General features: G+C 44.8%; 15 protein-coding genes. 7 read left to right on the forward strand and 8 right to left on the reverse strand.

The window, feature by feature from the left end; all coding sequences use genetic code 11:
- Positions 1-85: 85 nt before the first annotated feature.
- The 5 genes from QT979_RS06525 to QT979_RS06545 all read left to right on the forward strand — a co-directional run bounded on the left by QT979_RS06525 (position 86) and on the right by QT979_RS06545 (position 4231).
- Positions 86-322, forward strand: a complete 237-nt coding sequence (locus QT979_RS06525) for a Calvin cycle protein CP12 (protein ID WP_190662788.1) — start codon at positions 86-88, stop codon at positions 320-322.
- 400 nt (positions 323-722) lie between these two features.
- Positions 723-1343, forward strand: coding sequence for a DUF3177 family protein (locus QT979_RS06530; RefSeq protein WP_333308783.1), 621 nt, complete (start codon positions 723-725; stop codon positions 1341-1343).
- 268 nt (positions 1344-1611) lie between these two features.
- A complete protein-coding gene (locus QT979_RS06535; RefSeq protein ID WP_333308785.1) occupies positions 1612-3066 on the forward strand; it encodes a hypothetical protein in 1455 nt (484 codons plus the stop codon).
- Between the two features lie 389 nt (positions 3067-3455).
- Positions 3456-3737 (forward strand): peptidoglycan-binding domain-containing protein, encoded by a 282-nt coding sequence (locus tag QT979_RS06540; RefSeq protein ID WP_333209635.1) that lies wholly within the window; start codon positions 3456-3458, stop codon positions 3735-3737.
- 221 nt (positions 3738-3958) lie between these two features.
- Positions 3959-4231, forward strand: coding sequence for a peptidoglycan-binding domain-containing protein (locus QT979_RS06545; protein WP_333082922.1), 273 nt, complete (start codon positions 3959-3961; stop codon positions 4229-4231).
- A 48-nt stretch (positions 4232-4279) separates the two neighbouring features.
- Here QT979_RS06545 and QT979_RS06550 read toward each other — a convergent pair whose 3' ends face one another.
- Entirely contained in the window at positions 4280-7675 is a 3396-nt protein-coding gene (locus QT979_RS06550; RefSeq protein WP_333308787.1) for an ATP-binding protein, read from the reverse strand.
- 815 nt (positions 7676-8490) lie between these two features.
- On the opposite strand from QT979_RS06550, the gene QT979_RS06555 reads away from it, so the two are divergent.
- The gene (locus QT979_RS06555) at positions 8491-8790 is read left to right on the forward strand and encodes a DUF7734 family protein (RefSeq protein WP_333075195.1); all 300 of its coding nucleotides are present in this window, start codon (positions 8491-8493) and stop codon (positions 8788-8790) included.
- A gap of 91 nt (positions 8791-8881) precedes the next feature.
- On the opposite strand, the gene atpC is transcribed toward QT979_RS06555, so the two are convergent.
- The 7 genes from atpC to QT979_RS06590 all read right to left on the reverse strand — a co-directional run bounded on the left by atpC (position 8882) and on the right by QT979_RS06590 (position 18444).
- A complete protein-coding gene (atpC, locus tag QT979_RS06560) occupies positions 8882-9289 on the reverse strand; it encodes an ATP synthase F1 subunit epsilon (RefSeq protein ID WP_006635885.1) in 408 nt (135 codons plus the stop codon).
- Between the two features lie 170 nt (positions 9290-9459).
- On the reverse strand, positions 9460-10917 hold the full coding sequence (gene atpD / locus QT979_RS06565) for a F0F1 ATP synthase subunit beta (protein ID WP_333209629.1): 1458 nt from the start codon (positions 10915-10917) through the stop codon (positions 9460-9462).
- A gap of 132 nt (positions 10918-11049) precedes the next feature.
- Positions 11050-11901: a PEP-CTERM sorting domain-containing protein gene (locus QT979_RS06570; protein ID WP_333209627.1), complete on the reverse strand. Its 852-nt coding sequence runs from the start codon at positions 11899-11901 to the stop codon at positions 11050-11052.
- Complete coding sequence (locus QT979_RS06575; RefSeq protein ID WP_333209626.1) at positions 11898-12050, reverse strand: hypothetical protein; 153 nt, start codon at positions 12048-12050, stop codon at positions 11898-11900. The genes QT979_RS06570 and QT979_RS06575 overlap by 4 nt, the downstream gene beginning before the upstream one ends.
- Positions 12051-14083: 2033 nt before the next feature.
- Positions 14084-14497 carry a hypothetical protein gene (locus QT979_RS06580; protein WP_333082927.1) on the reverse strand — a complete coding sequence of 138 codons (414 nt, stop codon included), beginning with the start codon at positions 14495-14497 and terminating at the stop codon, positions 14084-14086.
- A 334-nt stretch (positions 14498-14831) separates the two neighbouring features.
- Entirely contained in the window at positions 14832-17063 is a 2232-nt protein-coding gene (gene ligA, locus QT979_RS06585; RefSeq protein WP_333308790.1) for an NAD-dependent DNA ligase LigA, read from the reverse strand.
- Positions 17064-17463: 400 nt separating this feature from the next.
- Entirely contained in the window at positions 17464-18444 is a 981-nt protein-coding gene (locus tag QT979_RS06590; protein WP_333209756.1) for an Npun_R2479 family HD domain-containing metalloprotein, read from the reverse strand.
- 286 nt (positions 18445-18730) lie between these two features.
- On the opposite strand from QT979_RS06590, the gene QT979_RS06595 reads away from it, so the two are divergent.
- Positions 18731-20476: an alpha/beta hydrolase gene (locus QT979_RS06595; RefSeq protein ID WP_333209622.1), complete on the forward strand. Its 1746-nt coding sequence runs from the start codon at positions 18731-18733 to the stop codon at positions 20474-20476.
- Positions 20477-20771 lie beyond the last annotated feature (295 nt).

The raw sequence follows: 20771 nt of genomic DNA on the forward strand, positions 1-20771 counted from the left end.
CACTAAACAAAGGCGCGTGCTAACATTACCTAGAAATAGGTCGGGGACCACCATATTCTCCTACACATTCATACCAACAAGCTTTATGACAACAACACCCGCAGGCAACATCCAAGAGAAAATTGAAGAAGAACTAGAAAGCGCTCGTACCGTCTGTGACCTAAAGGGCGCAACTTCCGGGGAATGCGCGGCGGCGTGGGACGCAGTTGAAGAACTGCAAGCAGAAGCTTCCCACCAAAAGCAAGTCAAACCTAAGAATTCCTTTGAAAAATTTTGCGACGACAATCCTGACGCTGCTGAGTGCCGCATCTACGAGGAATAAACGAGCCATTTAGCTCTATGCCTTCCCTCCCGCGCCGAAATCTAACTTTTGGCGCGGGAGAATTTTATTTTAGGGGTTGAGTCTTGAAATAATGGCGAGATTGGCCCTCTATCCCAATACGGTTCAAATCCGCCAGCTTCCCCCTCGCCCCCAAGGGGGACAATAATTTGCTCTTGCATCCCCCAAGGGAGGCGAGGATGGGAAGGAGATATCTGAGGAATAAACAGTTTTAACTCAAGGGTATTGCCGTCTATCGTGTCTCAAGTACCCTTCAAAGCGCGCCAAGTACCTTAGAAAAGGTAGCAGTAACTATAAACATTAAGACCGTGTTCTGGTTGCTGATTTTTTAGCATTTTTGTAGTAAAATTTGTGACAAATAAGTGAGTATATTTTCCCAAAGATGTTGAGTCTTTTATTGGCAGCCACCGGGCCTTGGTTTCAACCGCTAGTCTGGATGGATTACCGGTTGTCTGTGTTATTAACAATTTCGATCCCGCTGGTAGTGCTGATTTGGGCTGTTGTGGCAAAAGCTGAGGCGATCGTCCGTTTGTCGATTATTTATTGGCGGGTGGCGAGTTTGCTGGCCATTACACTTTACCTGATGATGGCTGCGCTGCCTGTGAGCTTTGTATCGTCGGTGATTGGGAGGACCTTAATTCCTGCTAGTCTGTGGTTTTGGGAGGATTTAAACGAAGAAATTGCCGATCGACCGCAGTCGCCCCTGAAACTGGCTTTTACAGCTTGGCGGTGGGCGATTACTGTTTACAGCGGTTTGGGCGCTCTAGCTCAACTTCCCTTCTTAAGCTGTGCTTTTAAATCTCAAATTCAAGTCATTGATGAACCTTTTTGCCGCGTTTGGTTAGACCCACCTTGGCTCTACAAACAAATGTTTCACCCTGCGGCAAACCCTCAATTTTTGGGATTGTTGGGTCTGATAGGTTTAGCAATTTATGTAATTTACTTGTCATATTTTGTGTTAATTAGACTAGGAAAACAGGGGAGATCAGCAACCGGAAATTAAGTTGATTTTAAGTAAGTATTTGCCTCCTAAATTACCGCTAAAGTCTTCAACAAAAAGCTCAAAAATCCTAACTCACAAAAGCCGGGCGCATCTATGAAAGAATCAAAATAACAGCATGGTGGCTGACGTAAACCGCCCACAAACGGGTACTTGCGAACGACTCCTGTCGTGGAGATATAAAAATTTTAGACTCAGGTACAAACTCCCAGATTCATCTGTGGATAAAATCTAAAATCTAAAATCTAAAATCTAAAATCGACTGACAGCAATGTTATTGGTAAAGACTGTGATGGATAGCAAACAAGCCTACTTACAGTGCTTAGAAAGGCTAATTTGGGCGCTCGATCGCCTGGAAGCAAAAGTCGAACCAAGTGAAGTCGCTCGGATTGCCGAACTGATTGTTCAGCCGATGATGGGGCCCTGGCGGTTTTTTCACACTCCCGAACATATTTTTGATGTGGGGGGAAAGGAAGACGCGATCGAGGTTTTGGCAGCTTTATTTCACGATACCGTCTACGTGCAAGTGGATCGCAGCATTAACTTTAACGTCAGCTACTACATCACTCCTGTTGCAAAAGAGGTTAACAAACAACTACAAATTCGGGATAAATCTGAACTGTCTGCCGATGCTACCTTCGAGATGGTGATGCTAGTATTCAATTTTGAACCGGGCGAAGTCCTCAATCCTTTCGCTGGACAAAACGAATTTCTCAGCGCTGTCGTAGCAGCAAAAGCTCTAGAACCATTTCTCACACGCGAGCAATTGCTTCAAATTGCAGGCTGCATTGAAGCAACAATTCCGTTTCGCGCCGCCGATGCAGGAGTAACGGTAAGCCAGCGCCTTTATGACCGCTTGCAAGCAATAAATAGCCTGTTTAACCTCAGTTTGACTGACGGGGAAATGCGGGAAACGGTGAAAAAAGCTGTGCGAATCTCTAACCGGGATGTGATGAGTTTTGCTCACCATAGTTCAGCCCATTTTTTGGCAAATACCTGGAATTTACTGCCGGAAACCAATCACAATCTCATCTGGTGGGGTTTTTACACGGTTCGCGACTACCGAGTTGCTTTGCTCAAGATGGAAGGTTTTCTGAATTATCTTAAGCCAGAAATAATTTTCCGACAGTTTGAGGGATATCCAAACGATCGCACCTATCAGCGCTGGGAAGCTACTGCTAAGTACAATATCGAAATTGCGAAGCTTTATTTGGGGTGCAAACTGTCTGCCCTAGCCCTACTAGAAGCTCTTTCTTCGGATTTGGAGATTGAGGTTTCTCTGGCGATGATGATGGGAGGAATTCCGGCTCAAGTTCCTAACTGCGTGCGCCTGGAAAGCTTTTTTCCCGAAATAGAGAAACCTTATAAACCTAAAATTAGTTTAGAAGCGGAAGTATTGAATTTATTAGAAAATGGGCGGGCTAAAAGCACTTCTAATACCGATTTGGAGAGTTCGCCCCTGACAACGTTTGTGGTAAAAATTGTTGGCTTTGACGAAATGCGCTATCAGTGCGATCGAGCTAAGGAATTTTTTCGAGAAAATCTCAACGCCGACGACTTTATTTCCGATTTTAACCCGATAGTTACAGAAATTGTCATTGATTCAATTCTCAAGTTGTTTGACAGCCGGAAATCTACTATCTACCGATTCTACGATATCACTTCTAAGTTAAAGTCCCAACCCCAGAGCTATTTTCCCGATCGGCCTTTTCGCTCACATGGTTAACTAGCTTTAAATACAGTATTTTTGCCTCCTCTATAGAAAAGACCATTACTCAGCTTATACAAGAGTGGAGCGATTACACCGTGACAGGATTGATTGCCTCGCTTTCCCTACGTCAATCTGCCTATCCATCCCGACACCAACAGCCCTACAGGTATGGTGTGGGGCTTCCGGCAAAGATGCTAAAAGTTGATAAAAAATGGAAATTAGCTGCTGTTTGCCTTTGACAATTATTTTATACAAAACGGATTTGATAGCTGCCTGTCACTCATCTGAGCTACCCCAGATAAGCGTCACTATAAAAAGCGACTGTTAAAGCACTTCCCCCCACAGCTACAACTGGGGAATAGCAAGTTCAAACGACTTGCAAACCACTAATCCCCAATCAAACCATGCAAACCACAAATTCAATTTACGCTCAATTGCCTCTTTGCTCTTCACTACCCACACTGAAACGAAATAATAGCACCACTGCCAATCAAAACGTGCGCTATCTCCAACAATCCTTAGTTAAAAACGGATATCCCGTCTCAACTGATGGATTCTTCGGCCCAAAAACCGAACAAGCAGTCATCAAATTTCAAAAGGATAATAAGATTGCTGTTGATGGTATTGTCGGCCCTCAAACTTGGAGTCTATTAGGCGCTTGTTATACAGGTGAACCCGGATGTTAAATCCAAGTTAACTAATCCTAGGCCCACGGGTAGCAAGAAACAAGGTTTTTTCACAGCAATACTTTTTTTCCGCCCTCATAAACGCTAAAAAACCTAGTGGTTGAGGGAAGCCGAAACCTCGTTTATGCCCGTCAAAAGTGCATCCAGGACTATTAATTAACATCTTTTCCGCACTTCTCTGCTTTTAAACAACTTGCAAACAACCAATGGAGAATTAAACCATGCAAACCACAAACGCAATTCGCACTGAATTACCTTCCTGCCGTTATTTTCCCCTACTCAAACGCAACGATGGCGTCACCCAAAATGAGGACGTTCGCTATCTTCAGCGACTCTTGAACGCCAGCGGATTTTCTGTAAATACTGATGGAGGATTTGGCCCAAAAACCCAACAAGCCGTTATCAATTTTCAAAACAAACAACAAATCGTTGCTGATGGCATTGTCGGCCCTAAAACATGGAATAAATTGGGTGTTTGTACAAATATATTTTAAAGTTTGTGCAACCATCTGTTAAAGAGAGTAGGGCGTGCAGTGTGCGCCCTATTTTTCCGTCGAAGTTTCCACCCCAGACCACCCCTCTGGGGCTCCGTACATTCGATACTTGCGAGAGCGTTTGAAATACAGCATTGCTACCCGATCGTCCGGATTGATTTGTAAAATGTTTTGAAATACTTTTTGGGCGGCAACAAATTTTTGCTCGTAGTAAAAATTGAGGGCTTCTTGAAAAACCTCCGCCGTTTGCTGCTTGAGTACAATGCTTTCCTCTGTTTCTGTATCGTAAATTTCAAACACCGACACAGCATTTGTCTTTCCTTTCACCGTTACTCGATCGACAAATCTGTACTTATATTTTTCTGGATCGTCTAGGCGATCGATAATTGCACCGCTAACTAGAATGCCCGATCCGTAAACCTTAGTCAATCCTTCCAAACGAGACGCGAGATTGACGGCATCAGCAATCACCGTACTTTCCATCCGTTCTCGTTCGCCAATTGTACCCAACATCAAATTGCCCGCGTGCAAACCGACGCCGATCGCGATCGGAAACAAGCCATTTTTTTCTCGCTGCTGGTTGTAGATATTCACTTCTTTCTGCATATCAATTGCTGCTCGTACACCATCATCAGGAGATGTAGGAAACAGTGCCATCACTGCATCACCAATGTATTTGTCAATAAACCCGTTGTTTTTCCTGATGGCAGGGCTAACCTTTCCCAAATAAGTATTAATAAATGCAAAATTTTCAGGTGGTGTCATCTGTTCTGAAAGCGCCGTAAACGAGCGAATATCAGCAAACAGCACTGTCATATCTCTTTCCTGATTTTCGCCTAGTTTTACTTCAATAATACTCGGCTTTTCCAGCAAGTTTAGAAAATCGTGTGGCACAAACCTGCCGTAGGCTGCATTCAGTTTTGCTAGGCGAATTTGCGTATTAATTCTCGCCAACAATTCCTTTTTGATAAAAGGTTTAGTTACATAATCATTTGCTTCTAAGTTAAAAGCTTCTACCAAGTCGGTAGTTAGATTTTTGGCCGTCAGCATCAGAATCGGCATTTCTAACGGCGAGTATTTTTTGCGGACTTCTCGACACACTTCATAACCCGTCATCTGCGGCATCATTACATCGAGTAAAATTAAGTCCGGCTTAAATCCTGATTCAATCAGATTTACAGCTTCTAAGCCGTTGCTCGCTTGAGTTATTTCGTAGTTTTCTATAGAAAGACTGTTAATGATAACCTGAATATTAATGGGTTCATCATCGACTACCAAAACTTTTATTTTTTCAGTTTCTAGCAAGTCGCTATTGTCTGAGATCGGAGAATTTATTAGAGATGATTGGCGACCCAATTCAGGAGTGAGAAAAATGGGAGAATTCTCGCTTAAAAGCGGCTGCAGCCTGCTAACATCCGGTTGACTCTCAGATACGGGCAAAGTAAATATGAATTGGGAACCGACGCCTACAGTTGAAGATACCCAAATTTTACCTCCGTGCAATTCCACTAATTGTTGGGCAACCGTTAACCCTAAACCAGTGCCGCCATATTCTCTAGCAGTGGAACCGTCAGCTTGTTCAAAGGATTCAAAAATTCGCTCTAATTTATCTTCGGGGATGCCAATACCGGTGTCGGATACAGTAATTGCTAATTGGGAATTAAGGGGTGATTGTGCCTTGCCAGTTACCAATTCTGCTGAAATTTCTACTCTGCCACTTTCGGTAAATTTAATCGCATTGCCGATTAAGTTGTAAAGTATTTGCTGCAACCGATTCTCGTCTGCTGCTATTGGCGGCAATTCAGGAGCGACTGAGTTAATCAACTGCAAGTTTTTTTTTCCTACTAATGGCTGAGACAAAGTGAGAATTACAGAGACGATTTCTCGAAGGCCGATGGACTTAATTTGCAGTTCGAGCTTTTTGTGTTTGAGCTGAGAAAAATCCAGAAGATCGTTAATTAAAGAAGACAATCTTTTCCCTGAAGATGTAATCAAAGCTAAGTTAAAATTTGTTGAGTCTGGCAGTTGTCCGGTAGCACCGTCTATTAAAGATTCTGCAATCCCAATAATGCCGTTGAGGGGAGTGCGGAGTTCGTGGGAAGTATTGGCTAAAAATTCGTCTTTCAGTTTGTCGAGTCGCTGCAATTCGATATTTTTAGTTTCTAAGGCAGTAAAAGATGCTTGCAGTTGTGCTGCCATGCTGTTAAAAGCAGCGGCAAGTACGCCCAACTCGTCGGAGCGATCAAGCTTTACAGTTTGGTCAAATTGTCCTTCAGATAAAGCTATTGCTGCATTTTTTAATTTTATAAGAGGTTTGATAATCCAGCGAGAAGTGAGAAGCCCTAACACAGTTGCCATGCCCAAAGCTGCCAAGCATAGCAAAACTGTAGTTCGGTTGCCGGCATGAATTTGTTCCATAAAGTCGGCTTCTGGAACGACGACTACAATCAGCAAATCTAAACCCTTGTCGTCTTGGAAGGGCAGGACTTTTAAAAATTTCTTCTGGTCGTTTATCTCAACATTTATTTGCTGGGCTTTTGTAATTTGGTGTAAGTTTTGAAAGTGAGTTTCTAAATATTTAGCTGTAGTTTGCGTTACTGCATCGCTGCTTTCTGTAACTTTAAACAGTTCTTTTTGACCGTTTTGGCTGCGGAAAGGTTTTTCGGGTGTGGAAGTTGCCAGCAGCGTGCCGTTTCTTTCGATAATAAATGTTTGACCAGATTTACCTATTTTGAGGCTGTTTAAAAATTGACCGATACTGTCGAGACGTAACGCAGCAATTAATACTCCTTCTAGCTGTTTCTGGCTGTTGTAAACTGGTTGCAGGGCGCTGAGAATCAAGGTGGGTTCTAGGAAGGATATATAGACTGAGCTCCAAGTTGGTTTGGCTTCTAAAGCTGCATAGGCGTAGGAAGGGTGCTGCCGGATGTCGAAGTTTTTAACGGCGGCGGCTACTGTAGTGCGATCGCCCGTATCATTAGTATTGTAAGAATAAAAATCAAAATTTGTCGATGGGCCCGATGCGTTAATCAATAAAGTGCCGTTAGACATCTTTTCGCCAGTGCGATATTCTCCATCTTGATTAGCGATCGACGTAAAATTGATATAAGGATATAATTGCACTTGTCGCCACAGATACTTTTCCCAAGCGGACAAGTCTTTCATGTTTACAAAACCCAGTTTCACCGCATCCAGCTTGCTTTGATTGATTTGGTGCGGAGTTTGCAGATAAGTTCTCAAATTTTGCTCAATGCGATTGCTCACCTCCCCCATCAATTGATCCGCCAGGTCATTCACTGCTCTTTGAGAGTTCCTAAATGATAAATATCCTACAATACCCACCGCTGCAAATACTTGCAAGACAAACGGAACTATGAGTACGGTTTGCAGCGTTGCTTTTCTTGAAAGTTTTCCCACTAAGTGCTTGAGAGAAGGAGTGGACATAACATTAGTTTAGGTTGAAAAACCCAGTTAATACTTGGAGCGAGTCCTTACCGCTGGTAAGCATTATAAACCATTTTGTACTTAAACACAACTTACACAAGGAAGAGCCGATCTCGTTTCTACAATATTTCATCTTATACCAAATTATTAAAAGTCAAAGCGAACCGTAGAGACACGGGATTCCCGTGTGCTACTCTCCGCGCCAGACAAGGCATTTCTTTGTCCCTACCGATGTTGACATACAATATATCTGTATCACTACTTTTCATCCAAAGCTTCTATCCCCCACTATCCTTCAGGCACTCCAGACATTCCATTCTTTAGAGAGCGCTGAGAGTAAATTGCTGCTAACTTATCTTGAGGCTTTCTTTCGCAAATCTTATTGAATAATTTTTGCGTCTCAGGAAAATTTTTCTAGAAATAAAGCTCCAGACATTTTTGAAATTCAGCAGCATTTGCCTGTTTTAGTTGAATCCTTTGTTCTGTTTCTGCATCATACAGAATATTCTAGGTTGATGAATTAAACCGCGCTCTCACGGGGTTTCTTTACAGTTCTCCCATTTGGTACTGATTCGGTTGATCGAAACCCGGTTTCTCCATACTAAATCTACATAGAATATGCTGTAAAATATTGAACAAGTAAGTTTTGCCGACGGGAAATATTGCAGATGTTTTTTACAAAATTTATATGATTTGTGCTTACTTCCTGCGGTTAAAAAAGGTCGAATTAAAAATAAAAATTTAGCGGGCTGTCCCTGAAATTAGCCACAAAATTAAGCTATATTATAGCAGATTTCAGGAAAGTGAGATTTGCTATGGCTGACTCTATTGCTCGTCGCTTGGAACAATACACGGTAAAACGATCGCACGAAGTTTTAATCGTTAAGGCCGAAATTGACGGCGAATTCGATGAAATTGCTATTTTTAAAGGCTTTTCTAGCTCCCTGACGCGATCGACCGCTTTCGATCCAGATGTTCCTGTTTTGCCGGAGGAAGCAAAAATTGTCAGTGTCGATCGCGTGGAGAGTCCCTACAATCCAAATAACCCCCGCTATCTTCAGCAGGGGTTATCTTGGGAAACAATGCAATCTCTATTGTCCGAGGCGGGAGTTTAGCGAAACATTAGGGACACAACGCGAGAAAAACAGTAGGGACACAACATTGTTGTGTCCCTACTACAAAAGCACTATGTCCTTAACCTTAGAGCTAGAGCGTGCCGCCAGCAGCTTGGAAACGAGCTCTCGCGCGTTTGATTGCTTGCTTAGCTTGAATTTGCTCTTGCAAAGTGCCGCTAGTAGCCTTTTCCAAACGAGCTTCTGCCTCGGTGTAAGCAGTACGAGCAGCTTCTTTATCAATGGTTTCGCCTTTTTCAGCGCCGTTGACAAGAATAGTAACTTTGTTTTCTTGGATTTCTGCAAAGCCACCCATCAGAGCAATAGACACCCATTCCTTGCCGGGACGGACGCGCATCACTCCGGTATCCAAAGCTGTCAACATTGGAGCGTGACCGCTTAAAATACCCAGTTGGCCTGTGGTGCTCGGCAGAATTACTTCTTCAGCATTAGAATCCCAAACAGTTTTGTCTGGGGCCACTACGCGCACAGTTAATGTCATAAATTGTCCTTAGTCATTAGTCATTAGTCAGCAGTCAGCAGTCAGCAGTCATTAGTAATTAGTCATTAGTCAGCCGTCGGCTATCATCAGTCACTTAGTTGTTAACTGTTAACTTTTAACTGTTAACAACTAATGACCAATGACTAATGACTAATGACTAATGACTAAAATTACTTGGCGTCAGCTTTCATTTTTTCAGCTTTGGCGATCGCCTCGTTGATATCGCCCACCAAATAGAAAGCTTGTTCCGGTAAATCATCAAGTTCACCAGCCAAAATCATCTGGAAGCCCTTAATGGTGTCTGCCAGCTTGACGTACTTGCCGGGGGAACCGGTGAACACTTCAGCCACAAAGAACGGTTGAGACAAGAACCGTTCAATTTTGCGAGCGCGAGAAACGGTCAAGCGGTCATCTTCAGACAGCTCATCCAAGCCCAAAATTGCAATAATGTCTTGCAATTCCTTGTAGCGTTGCAGAGTTGACTGCACCTGACGAGCAACACCATAGTGCTCTTCGCCGACAACGCTAACTTGCAACATCGTAGACGTAGAATCCAGCGGGTCAACAGCAGGATAAATCCCCTTCGCAGCCAAACCGCGAGACAACACAGTTGTAGCGTCCAAGTGAGCAAAAGTCGTAGCCGGTGCGGGGTCAGTCAAGTCATCCGCAGGTACGTACACAGCTTGAACCGAAGTAATCGAACCTTCGGTAGTCGAAGTAATCCGTTCTTGCAAGTCGCCCATGTCTGTACCGAGAGTCGGCTGATATCCCACAGCCGAAGGCATCCGACCCAACAAAGCCGATACCTCAGAACCCGCTTGCACAAACCGGAAGATATTGTCAATGAACAGCAGCACGTCTTGCTTGCTGACATCACGGAAGTATTCGGCCATCGCCAGAGCCGACAGGCCCACGCGCATCCGAGCACCAGGCGGCTCGTTCATTTGACCGTAAACCAGAGCAATTTTTGATTTGCTGCGGTCTTCTTCGTTAATAACCCCCGACTCGATCATTTCTTTGTAGAGGTCATTACCTTCGCGGGTGCGCTCGCCCACACCACCGAACACGGACACGCCGCCGTGAGCCTTGGCGATGTTGTTCACGAGTTCCATCATAATCACCGTTTTGCCGACGCCTGCGCCGCCGAACAAACCGATTTTGCCGCCGCGACGGTAGGGGGCCAGCAGGTCAATCACCTTGATCCCCGTTTCAAACACCGAAGGCTTGGTTTCCAGTTCGGTGAAAGCCGGCGGGTTGCGGTGGATGGGCATACTTTCGGAAGTATTGACCGGGCCGAGGTTGTCTACGGGTTGGCCGATGACGTTAAAAATCCGGCCGAGAGTTGGGATTCCGACGGGAACTTGGATCGATGCCCCGGTATCTACTACTTCCATGCCACGCACCAAGCCGTCGGTGGTACTCATGGAAACTGCACGCACTTGGCTGTCTCCGAGCAGTTGCTGAACTTCGCAGGTAACGGCAATGTCTTGACCTGCTTCGTTTTTGCCGGAAATCGTGAGAGCGTTATAGATTTGGGGCAGTTTGCCGCCTGGGAATTTTACGTCTACAACCGGCCCAATGATTTGGGTGATGTAGCCTACGTTCGTTTTTGTTGCGGTGGATACCATGAATAGTGCCTTTGTTAGGATGCTATTTTTCCCGTTATGGAAAAAGTCTTAACATTTAGAAATGCTATTCCTCAGATTACCACTGAACAGACGCACTATTTAGATTTGTATGGGGCTCGTTAAGAGTCATTTTTAGGGTTCCTGCCCTCGCTTTTTTTTTCTGCGAGTCGCAGCCAAAGCCCCGATACCCAGCATAGTCCCGAATACTGTGACTGGTTCGGGGACTGGTTCGGGGACTGGTCCGGGGACTGGTCCGGGGACTGGTTCGGGGACTGACTGAGCCGACACGGTGAAGTCTTTGAAGTCAAGCCCGGTTCCTGGTTTGGCATCGTGCAAATCGTCGAAGGAGATTTGTGTGCCATTAGCCAGTTGGGCCATTGTGAGGGATGAAAATTGCTCTGGGCCTTTACCGCCGTTGATGTTTGTAAATGAGTCGCTGGAGTTGGGGTTGAGCATAAAGTTACCAAACACAGCAAGCTGACATCCGGCCACCCCACATTCATCTCTTCGGAACTGGGTGTCGGGGGTCCACCATAGGGTGCTGTTCATGAAGGTGCTTGACGAGACGTATTGCTCGCGAGAGTTGCCACTACCCGTGTCGCTCCACAGCAGCAGGGCATAAGTTTGATTCTTCAAAAATCTGAAGGTTTGGGTGATGGAGCCGTTTTCGGAGGTGACTGCGTTGCCGAAGGTTCCTTCCCAGTTGTTGGCAGAGCCGTTATCTGAAGCTTTAGTCTCGTAAAACAGTCTAGCGATGTTGGTGTAGCCATTGTTTTCTGGCTCAGCTTGGGCAACCCACAAGTTTGACTGGTAAGGGCTGCGAGATCGGTCGAATGAAAAGTTTATATTGGTATCTTGATCGAACTGGATGCCGGCAGTGCCAAACGTGAAAGCTCGGACGGGCGTGCAGATGCTGAGCAACATTGTGGTTGCCAAGCTGGCGACTGTAAAAGATGTTTTTTTGACTAGCGTTAAGGTAGTCATAACCCTGATTCCTCCAGTATTGTTAGGTAGTAAGGCGGAAAATGCCCTAAATGCCATGTTGCCGTGACGCGAATAGACGATCGCGAGCCTGCTATATTTAGGGCGATCGTCAAACCTAAAGAAGAGGCTCCACACCAGTGAATATACATACAGATGTCACTTAAGGGTGTTTTGGAGTAAATGAGTGCTTCTTCTAAGAGTTTTCACTGACACCAGACTGGCATAGTTTAATCTGTCAGAGCAAGATTTTCATCCTGCGTAGACTTCCAACCTACTACATTTACTTGGTTTCGGTAACGCTCTCAAGTTGAGTGTAAGACTTGCAAATATTGGCTTTCATCAAAAATACATAAAATTTTTGCTCGCGGTTTATAAAGTTTTAGTAAAGTTAATCCATAAAATATAAAGTTTTTGAGAGAAACTCGGCTGTTCGGTTAGTTGCTCCTCAAAGCGCGCTGCAAGCTGCTCGCCGGATGCAAAAATAAGCGGCAGCGGCCGCGAGTAGGAATTTGAGCGAGTTTTTTGCCAATCTAAGCAAGCTGTATAATAGGCGAGTGCTACTTACGTAGTCTTGACTAAAATTCAGACTTTTTTAAACCCATAAACCTCGCGTTCTGTGCCATATTTTCACCAACAGTCCCGGACGCTTTAACCCGGTTTTTTAAGGTAATTGGGTCAGGGAAGCAGTGAAAGTCAAAAAAAGAAACCAAGTTTCATTTCCCGCGCCTGATTCCTAGTAAAAAAACTGTTTTTACGTAAAGCATAGTAATTAAAAACATACATTTCATTTTTTTATTCCTAATTATTCGATCGCCAAAAATAGGCTGCTCCTATTGACATGAGAAATTTTGAGGAGTAAAAATAGTAGAAATAAATACGATCGCACTTTAAACACAATCTTCAGGGTAAGAGAATCTCAATCAAGCTTTACACAAGGAGTTGAGAAAAGTCATCATATAATCAGGGCCAACACATTTCAATTAATTTGACAAAAGCGTGAATTTGTAAATTACTAAAGAACTAAAAAAACCTTCTTAAAATTCTTAATTTTCACCCGAATTGAGCAGATGAAATCAGAACCTTAAAATTTGCTGTTAGCTCATGAAAAATTTTATCCCCTTTTTTGCCTAAAAATAATTGATGAGATGAAGACTAGGCAGTAACTATATGTAGCACTTTTTGCTGGTCATTGCGGTCATAAGATTGTTTCATTGTTTTGCCATCAATGGCAATCACTTCTAGTTAGACTTCCCGGACTATCGCATTTACCTAACTCAAAAAACATTTTTGAAACTGCGGCGGTTCAATTCGGGCAAATAAGAAGACTAAACTTGTCATGAGATGATACCATTCGGTAATTATATAAAGCTTTTCAACCATTCATATTTGGCATTACCATAAGCTTATATTCCTGCCCATCAGTCGACACCGCTGATGACAGCTAAAATCGCAATAGATCTAATATCTTTGAGCAAATGTTATTGACTTCTTTCTCTTCTTGGGTTCTTCAACTTGGCAAAATCTTCTAAAAAACTGGCATTTAAAATATTCAGGTAAGCCAATGAATCTATTTGTTTTTGTCGGGAATTTACAGCTTTACTAAAACCTCTGGCCATTGATAGCACCAATAAACTACATTAAACTACATTAAAATTTAGTCGGATTTAATTGTAACATATGTTGGGTTAAAGTTAAGATGCGTTTACCCTGCGGAGGGGGGTAGGATAGTCTTCTTTGAGGAATTTAAAGATGACGGCTTAGTTGTGCTGTTGGCGGATGCCTCGATAAACGGTGGAGTTGATACTTTCGTAGATTTGAGTGAGAATCTCGTAGCCATTAATCTCGATCATTTTCAGGTTTCAATGATAGAAGAAAATGTTATTAAAGATAGTCAGCAATCATGAGGGGCGAGCGCACTGATCTATTATAGTAGCTGAGGATGCTTTGATACCCATGCTAAATGTGAAATCTTCACATTAATATACTGGCGCACATCATCTATCACAGATTACCTCATGGCAATAGCAGGTAACTTTCATTACCTGCTAATTTACAACGAGAAAAACAAGAGTTTTCTCATCCTGATTGCTGGAGTATTTTTACGGTGAGATTTTTTTTGTAAGTCCCATATTTTAAGTAGCAAATCTGTTCATTGAACAATCATCTCTAACCCGCAGATGCTCTATCTAGGGTTGACTTGTCTCGGATTTGGTGCCGCAGTTCCGTAATTGACTCGACAGCCGATATTGAACAAACTCGAACTGCACTCAAGAGGGACAATCTGCTGATCGAGGAGGGCGCTGCAACTGACATACTCGTCATTATTAGTATCTCTTACCATACATTCGATCGGGTTAGCTCCCGATCGCGCCGACCAACTCTTCATACCTACCACTGCAATCATATGCTGCCAGTAGAAAGCAAATAGCAAAACTCCCAAAAGTACAGCAACGGCTAATCCTGCTTTCAACTTCCAACTATTTAGGACGTTTCCCAAACTATTTTTCACGTTTTCCACTCCAGAAATGGAGCTTTCGGTAGTTATTTCTGGAGTTGTCAAGTTTGTTTGTGTTTGTTCTGCTGGAATTTCAGACATAATGTATCTCCTATGATTGCTGGGATTTGGCTAAGCGGGCAGTTGCGATCGCTATTGCAAACTTTATCAAATTTTAGCAAAACTAGCCAGTACCGACAACCGATGCGGGCAGCACCGCCGGGGAAGTAGGTATATTGACCAAGTGCGAGCGCAATTTCTATGCCTTTTGAGGTATTGCCCAATTCGCGAGGGGCTATTTTCCACCTAGGGAAATAGAATGGTTGGCGATGTTCTCGGAAAACGGCTCAAGTGAATCAGCTTTTTTACGAACCGCAGAGGGCGCAGAGGGCGCAGAGAAAGAAAAAAGAGAGATATATTGACTTTCACCAATCATTTATGGTCTCGATAGCAGTTCTAATAACTCCGATTCCGAAAGTAGTTTTATCCCCAAAGATTGAGCCTTTTCTAACTTAGAACCTGCATCTTCTCCCACAACCACATAATCAGTTTTAGCACTCACAGAACTTGTGACTTTACCTCCTGCTTTTTGAATCAAATCTTTAGCTTCATCTCTTTTCAAAGTGGGCAAAGTTCCGGTAAGCACAAAGCTTTTGCCTGCAAGTTGTAAATTTGTGCTGGCTAAATTGGGATTTTTTACTTCTGACTGCAATTGCAATCCCGCAGTTTTCAACCGTGCAATTAAACTTTGATTAGCCGGCACTCGAAACCACTGATAAACAGCTTGAGCAATTTCCGGCCCGATGCCGTAAACGCCCTCAATCGAGGCCGCCGATACTCCTGCTAACTCTTCCACATTTGCAAACCTTTCTGTTAGCAATTGAGCATTCACGCTGCCGACGTGGCGGATGCCCAAGCCGTAAAGTACGCGCGAATAAGGTTGATTTTTCGATTGGGCGATCGCACTTACCAACTTTTCTGCTAACTTCTTGCCCATCCGTTCCAAACTCATCAATCTTTCCGCAGTCAAATCGTACAAATCCGCCGCAGAATGCACCAGATTGCTATCAACCATCTGCTGCACCAACTTTTCGCCAACACCGTTAATATCCAGAGCATCCCGGCTGCAAAAATGAATCAGCGAACCCCTCAAAATTGCCGGACAAGATGTATTGATGCAGCGAGTAACGGCCTCCCCCTTTTCCCGAACCACAGGCTGTTCGCATTCGGGACAGCAACTAGGCATTTGGAAAAGTTGAGCATTTTGGGGACGCAATTCCGGTAAAACTCGCACAACTTCTGGTATAATTTCCCCAGCTTTTCTGACAATCACAGTATCGCCAATATGGAGATTTAGGTCGGAAAGTCGATCGCTATTATGGAGAGAAGCCCGCGAAACCGTCGTTCCCGCCAACTGTACTGGTTTGAGTTCCGCTACAGGAGTCAGAGCCCCGGTTCTGCCTACTTGTACGGTGACAGATTCTACTATTGTAGGCACTTCGGCCGCGGGATACTTCAGGGCGATCGCCCAACGCGGAAACCTCTGAGTAAAACCCAATTGTTTTTGCAGCCCAACCGAATTAATCTTAACAACAACCCCATCCGTCATGTAAGGCAAATTCCGTCGCTCAGTATCCCAATATTCGTAATACTCGCGAACCTCATCCAAAGAATAGCAAATTTTGCGATTGGGATTCACCTTAAACCCCATTCTTCGCAACAATTCCAACGAATCCCACTGCGTATTACCCTCGTTACCCTGATCTAAATGCAGAGTATAAGCAAAGAAATCCAACCGTCGCTTATCCACAATTTTAGAATCCAACTGCCGCAGCGTACCCGCCGCAGCATTGCGAGGATTAGCAAACAATTGTTCCCCCGCTTTTTCCCGTTCCCGATTAATTTCCTCAAACACAGCTAAAGACAAAAAAGCCTCTCCCCGCACTTCCACAACAGGCGGCGGATTATCTAAATTGAGCTTTAAAGGAATCGAGCGAATAGTCTTGACATTTTGAGTAATTTCCTCTCCCGCAATGCCGTCTCCCCGCGTCGCACCGCGAACTAAAACCCCATTTTCATAGGTTAACGCTAAAGCAGAACCGTCAATTTTTAACTCGCAAACATAGGAACCCCCCCCCAGCCCCCCCTTGCTAAGGGGGGGAGTAATTTCCCTATTTTCCTGATTGCTAATGGAAGATGTTATTCCCTCTTGTCCCCCCCCTTGATAAGGGGGGGTTAGGGGGGGTGCATTTCCCTCTTGACCGGGGGTTAGAAGAGGTGCATTGCCATCAAGTCCCCCCCCTTGATAAGGGGGGGTTAGGGGGGGTGCATTTCCCTCTTGACCGGGGGTTAGGGGAGGTGCTACCCTTTGCCAGCGTTCCTGCCATTTAGCAAATTCCTCAAAATTAAAAGCATTTTCCAAACTGTAGAGAGGAATATTGTGTTTGACGCTAAAAAATTGAGTAGCAGGCTGTTCTCCCACCCGCTGAGTCGGACTTTCGGCAGTAATTAATTCCGGATAATCTGATTCTAATTCTTGCAACTGGCGATAAAGTCGATCGTACACCTCATCAGGAATAATCGGCGCATCGAGAACATAATAAGCATAGCTAGCTTCCTGTAGCTGCTGCCTCAACTGTTGAATTTGCTGCTGAATTTCTGCTGCCATATCAATTTAAGGTTTTCGATTTTCTATGTTAAATTTTTGATGATAACTCTTGATTTTAGCTCAAAAAAAAGGAGCAAGCAACCTATCTGCCGCTAGAGCAATTTTAGATTTGAGATAATTAATCTAAATTTGAGCTAAAAACCAATCTCCAGCAACTAAAAAATCAAAACTTATCCTGATTATCACGCTGCCAAAAAACGGATACTTAATTTCCGACTGGCAACGCCTGTCGGCCTAAAATTTCGACTCTTGTTTAACATCCCAGATTCATCTATGGATTAAATTTCAAATCCTTCGACTGATTGAAAGCAGAACGTTGCGCCAAACATATCACACAGAATTATCAATTTTAAAATCCACTGACTCGCCTTTATAGATGCCCCATTCTGGGCGTAAATAATCACAAATTTAAGTCTGGAAACTCGGTAAATTTCTTGTTTTCCCCGGACAGGGAATGCTGAATATTCGCACCATCTTTTTCGCCGTTAAAGTTGCTATTGGCGCGGGATTTGGTGAATTCTTGAGCGTTCGGTTTGGTGAAAGCGAGCGGTTCAGCGTGTTCTACCTGAAATACGTTGGCGTAAAGGTTGGCAATAATTTGTTTGCCTCCCTGGGTCAATTCCAAGTAGTTCAAAGCTGCTGGAATGTATGGAAAAACTCCATTCCAATAAAACTTGGCGTAATTTTGCCGCAAATCTCCCGGAGACTTGTAGCCCAAGATTTTATTAGTGCCGACTTCCTCAAATTCGTAGAACAGAGCACTTATTTTTCGTAGGTAATTTGGGTCGCTCAACTGACCGATCAAATCGGCTGCCCTAGCGAGTCCAGAATAATTATTTCGGTCTTGATGAGTTTCGCTAGCAGGAACTGGGAAGCGCGTCAATTCAATATTGCGCTTGATTTGTTCGGCATCAATTAATGTGTGGCCGCCGAAGCGTTCGTCAATTACGAGTTTGCCTCGATCGACATGATAAGGAGTTAAACTGGCTGAAGTTGCGCCGATCGGCACAGAAACCATGCCCCCGTCAATACCCGTAGCATATAGTCCCACAGCTTCTTGGTCTTGGCGGCAAACACCTTTGACGTAGCCGATATCGTGACACAGCAGCGAGATTAGGTAGTGCAGCCAATCTTCCGGCGACACTCCGCCTTCGCGAATATGCTTGCCCCGGAGAATCTCTTGTCCCACCAAAGCCACGAGCATTGTGTGTTCCACATTGTGGTAGAGAGCATCGCAGTTAGCGATATTTTCCAGAGCCATAGTCCCTGCCCAGGCGATAATTTCAGGGTAGTCAGGCTTGTACTTGCCGTAGGTGCGACGGTAGCCGGCCTGCAGCTCTTGCACAAAAGCGTCAATCAGGATAGCAGTTGCATTGAACATCATAAATTCTCCCACTCAGGCTGTAGTTACAAACTTGATCGAAAATATCTTGCATAGCTGAAAAAATAATCAATGGGCATTCCAATAGGTTTGACCCCTCGGTGTTGAATTTTAAATTTCAGCTAGTCTTGTCAGGTCAGAAAATTGCTTTTTTGGCTATGCTTCCCAAGATAACCTAATTTCCGAAGCATCCGAAGCAACAGATCGATTTTGTGGCATTAAATTTTGACGAAACAATTTACATCGTTTCACCGACTAATTATTAGAAGTCCTAGGTGTGAAAGTTATGAACTGTCTGTTTTCGAGCCTCTCCACTGCTGCCCTTCGCACTCGGCGGTCGATCGCCCAAAAATACCTAGGATTGTTTGCATTCACTGCTGTTTGCACTGCCGCACCGGCAATGGGTGCCGAGCGAATTTACGTAACTTACGGGCCGCTAGAAGAATCAGTTCCCATCGAATCTCTGGCACTTTTCGCCAAAGAAGGCAAAATAGACTCAAACTTGGACGGCTTCGCTCAGTACGTCAAAGAATCTCAGCTAGCTGAGATTCGCACCGCCCTGCAAGCAAAAGCTGAAATCAGCCAGGTGACGATCGCCCAATTCCTTTACACGCCTCAAGGAGAAGTGCTGCTGAGACGCTTGGGCCGAGTAATTCAAACCAAAGCTCGGCAGCCTGGATTTTATGCCATCCGAGCCGCCCTGATTTTAGCAGCCTCAGATCCAGAAGGCCTGACAATTCTCAACGTGCTGCGGAAATTCCCCACCTATGGCATCAGGATTGACATCGCCCGCGCCTTGGGTATCGCCAACGAGCTGACATCGCTGATCAACCGTTCCAATCAGACGATCGCCGGAGTAGCTCAATTGTCCGAAGCACAAGCAGCCTCAGAACCCGCCATACCGCCAGCCGAAATGCTGCAGCCCCAGCTACCGGGCCCCTATACTTGGAAAAAATCATCGGTAACTGTGACGAGTCCAAATCGCCCTCGCACGTTTGATATGGACATTTACCTGCCACAGGGCAGTCCGCAACCGGCCCCAGTAGTAGTAATTTCCCACGGTTTAGGTTCCGATCGCCTTTCCTTCGAGTATTTAGCCAAACATCTAGCCTCCTACGGCTTTGCGGTCGCCGTCCCCGAACACCCCGGCAGCAACGCCCAACAAATCCAAAACTTAGTAACAGGCAGAGCGAATGAAGTAGCAGAACCAGCAGAATTTATCAACCGCCCCCTCGACATCAAAGACTTGCTCGATTATTTAACCCAACTTTCTACCACCAATCCTGCCTATCAAGGGCAGCTCGACTTGCAGCGGGTCGGTGTCATCGGCCAGTCTTTCGGGGGCTATACGGCTTTAGCATTAGCCGGGGCGGGGATTAATTTTGCACAGCTAGACAAAGATTGCGGAGTCGAAAACGATAGTTGGAACCTCTCCCTACTGTTGCAGTGCCGCGCCCGCGGCCTAGAGCGCAACCAGTACAATTTCGACGACCCGCGCATCAAAGCTGTGATCGCCGTTAACCCGATCGTTAGCAGCATTCTTGGAGAAACAAACCTCAGCAAAATCCAAATCCCAGTCATGCTAATCGCAGGCAGCGCCGATACCGTCGCCCCCGCTTTGCTCGAACAAATTCAACCGTTCACATGGCTGACATCGCCCAACAAATATCTGGTGCTGATGAACAACGGGACTCACTTCTCAACGATCGAGGATTCCCCTCAAAGCCTCTTTCTGCCACCACCAGAGGTCATTGGGCCGGAACCTGTTTTAGCCCGCCGCTACCTCAGCGGACTCAGCCTAGCTTTCATGGAAAGCTATTTGAACAACAAATCCAATTTCCGCCCGTATTTGGAGCCATCCTACGCTTTAAGCATCTCCAGAGACACCCTCGGACTGAGAATTTTGCGATCGCTCACGCCACAGCAACTCCAGCAGTTCAGGATTTCTCCACCTGCTCGCATCCCTGCCTCTCCACCTGTCCTCGCTCCTGTTCCTCTACCTTCTCCGCCTCCGAGCGCTCCCGTTCGTTAGGGTTGAGGTGCGCCGCGTGTGCACGCTATCTTCATCTTTTCGCGCGGGGGCAATGGCGTCGGACCCCGCAACCTACGCCCCTGTCTCTCCTTACATCAGCTTTCCTAATCACAGTCATCAGTTTAACTGTCGTCAAACCCCTTTACAAACCTTAACAACACCGTTAATAATATAAACATCATCCGAACATTGACAACCAAATAAAGCAATCATAAAACAATGACAACAACCTTACAGCAGCGCGAAAGCGCCAACGTCTGGGAACGCTTTTGTGAGTGGGTAACATCAACCGACA

Source organism: Microcoleus sp. w2-18bC1 (assembly GCF_036700365.1).
Classification (GTDB): Bacteria; Cyanobacteriota; Cyanobacteriia; order Cyanobacteriales; family Microcoleaceae; genus Microcoleus.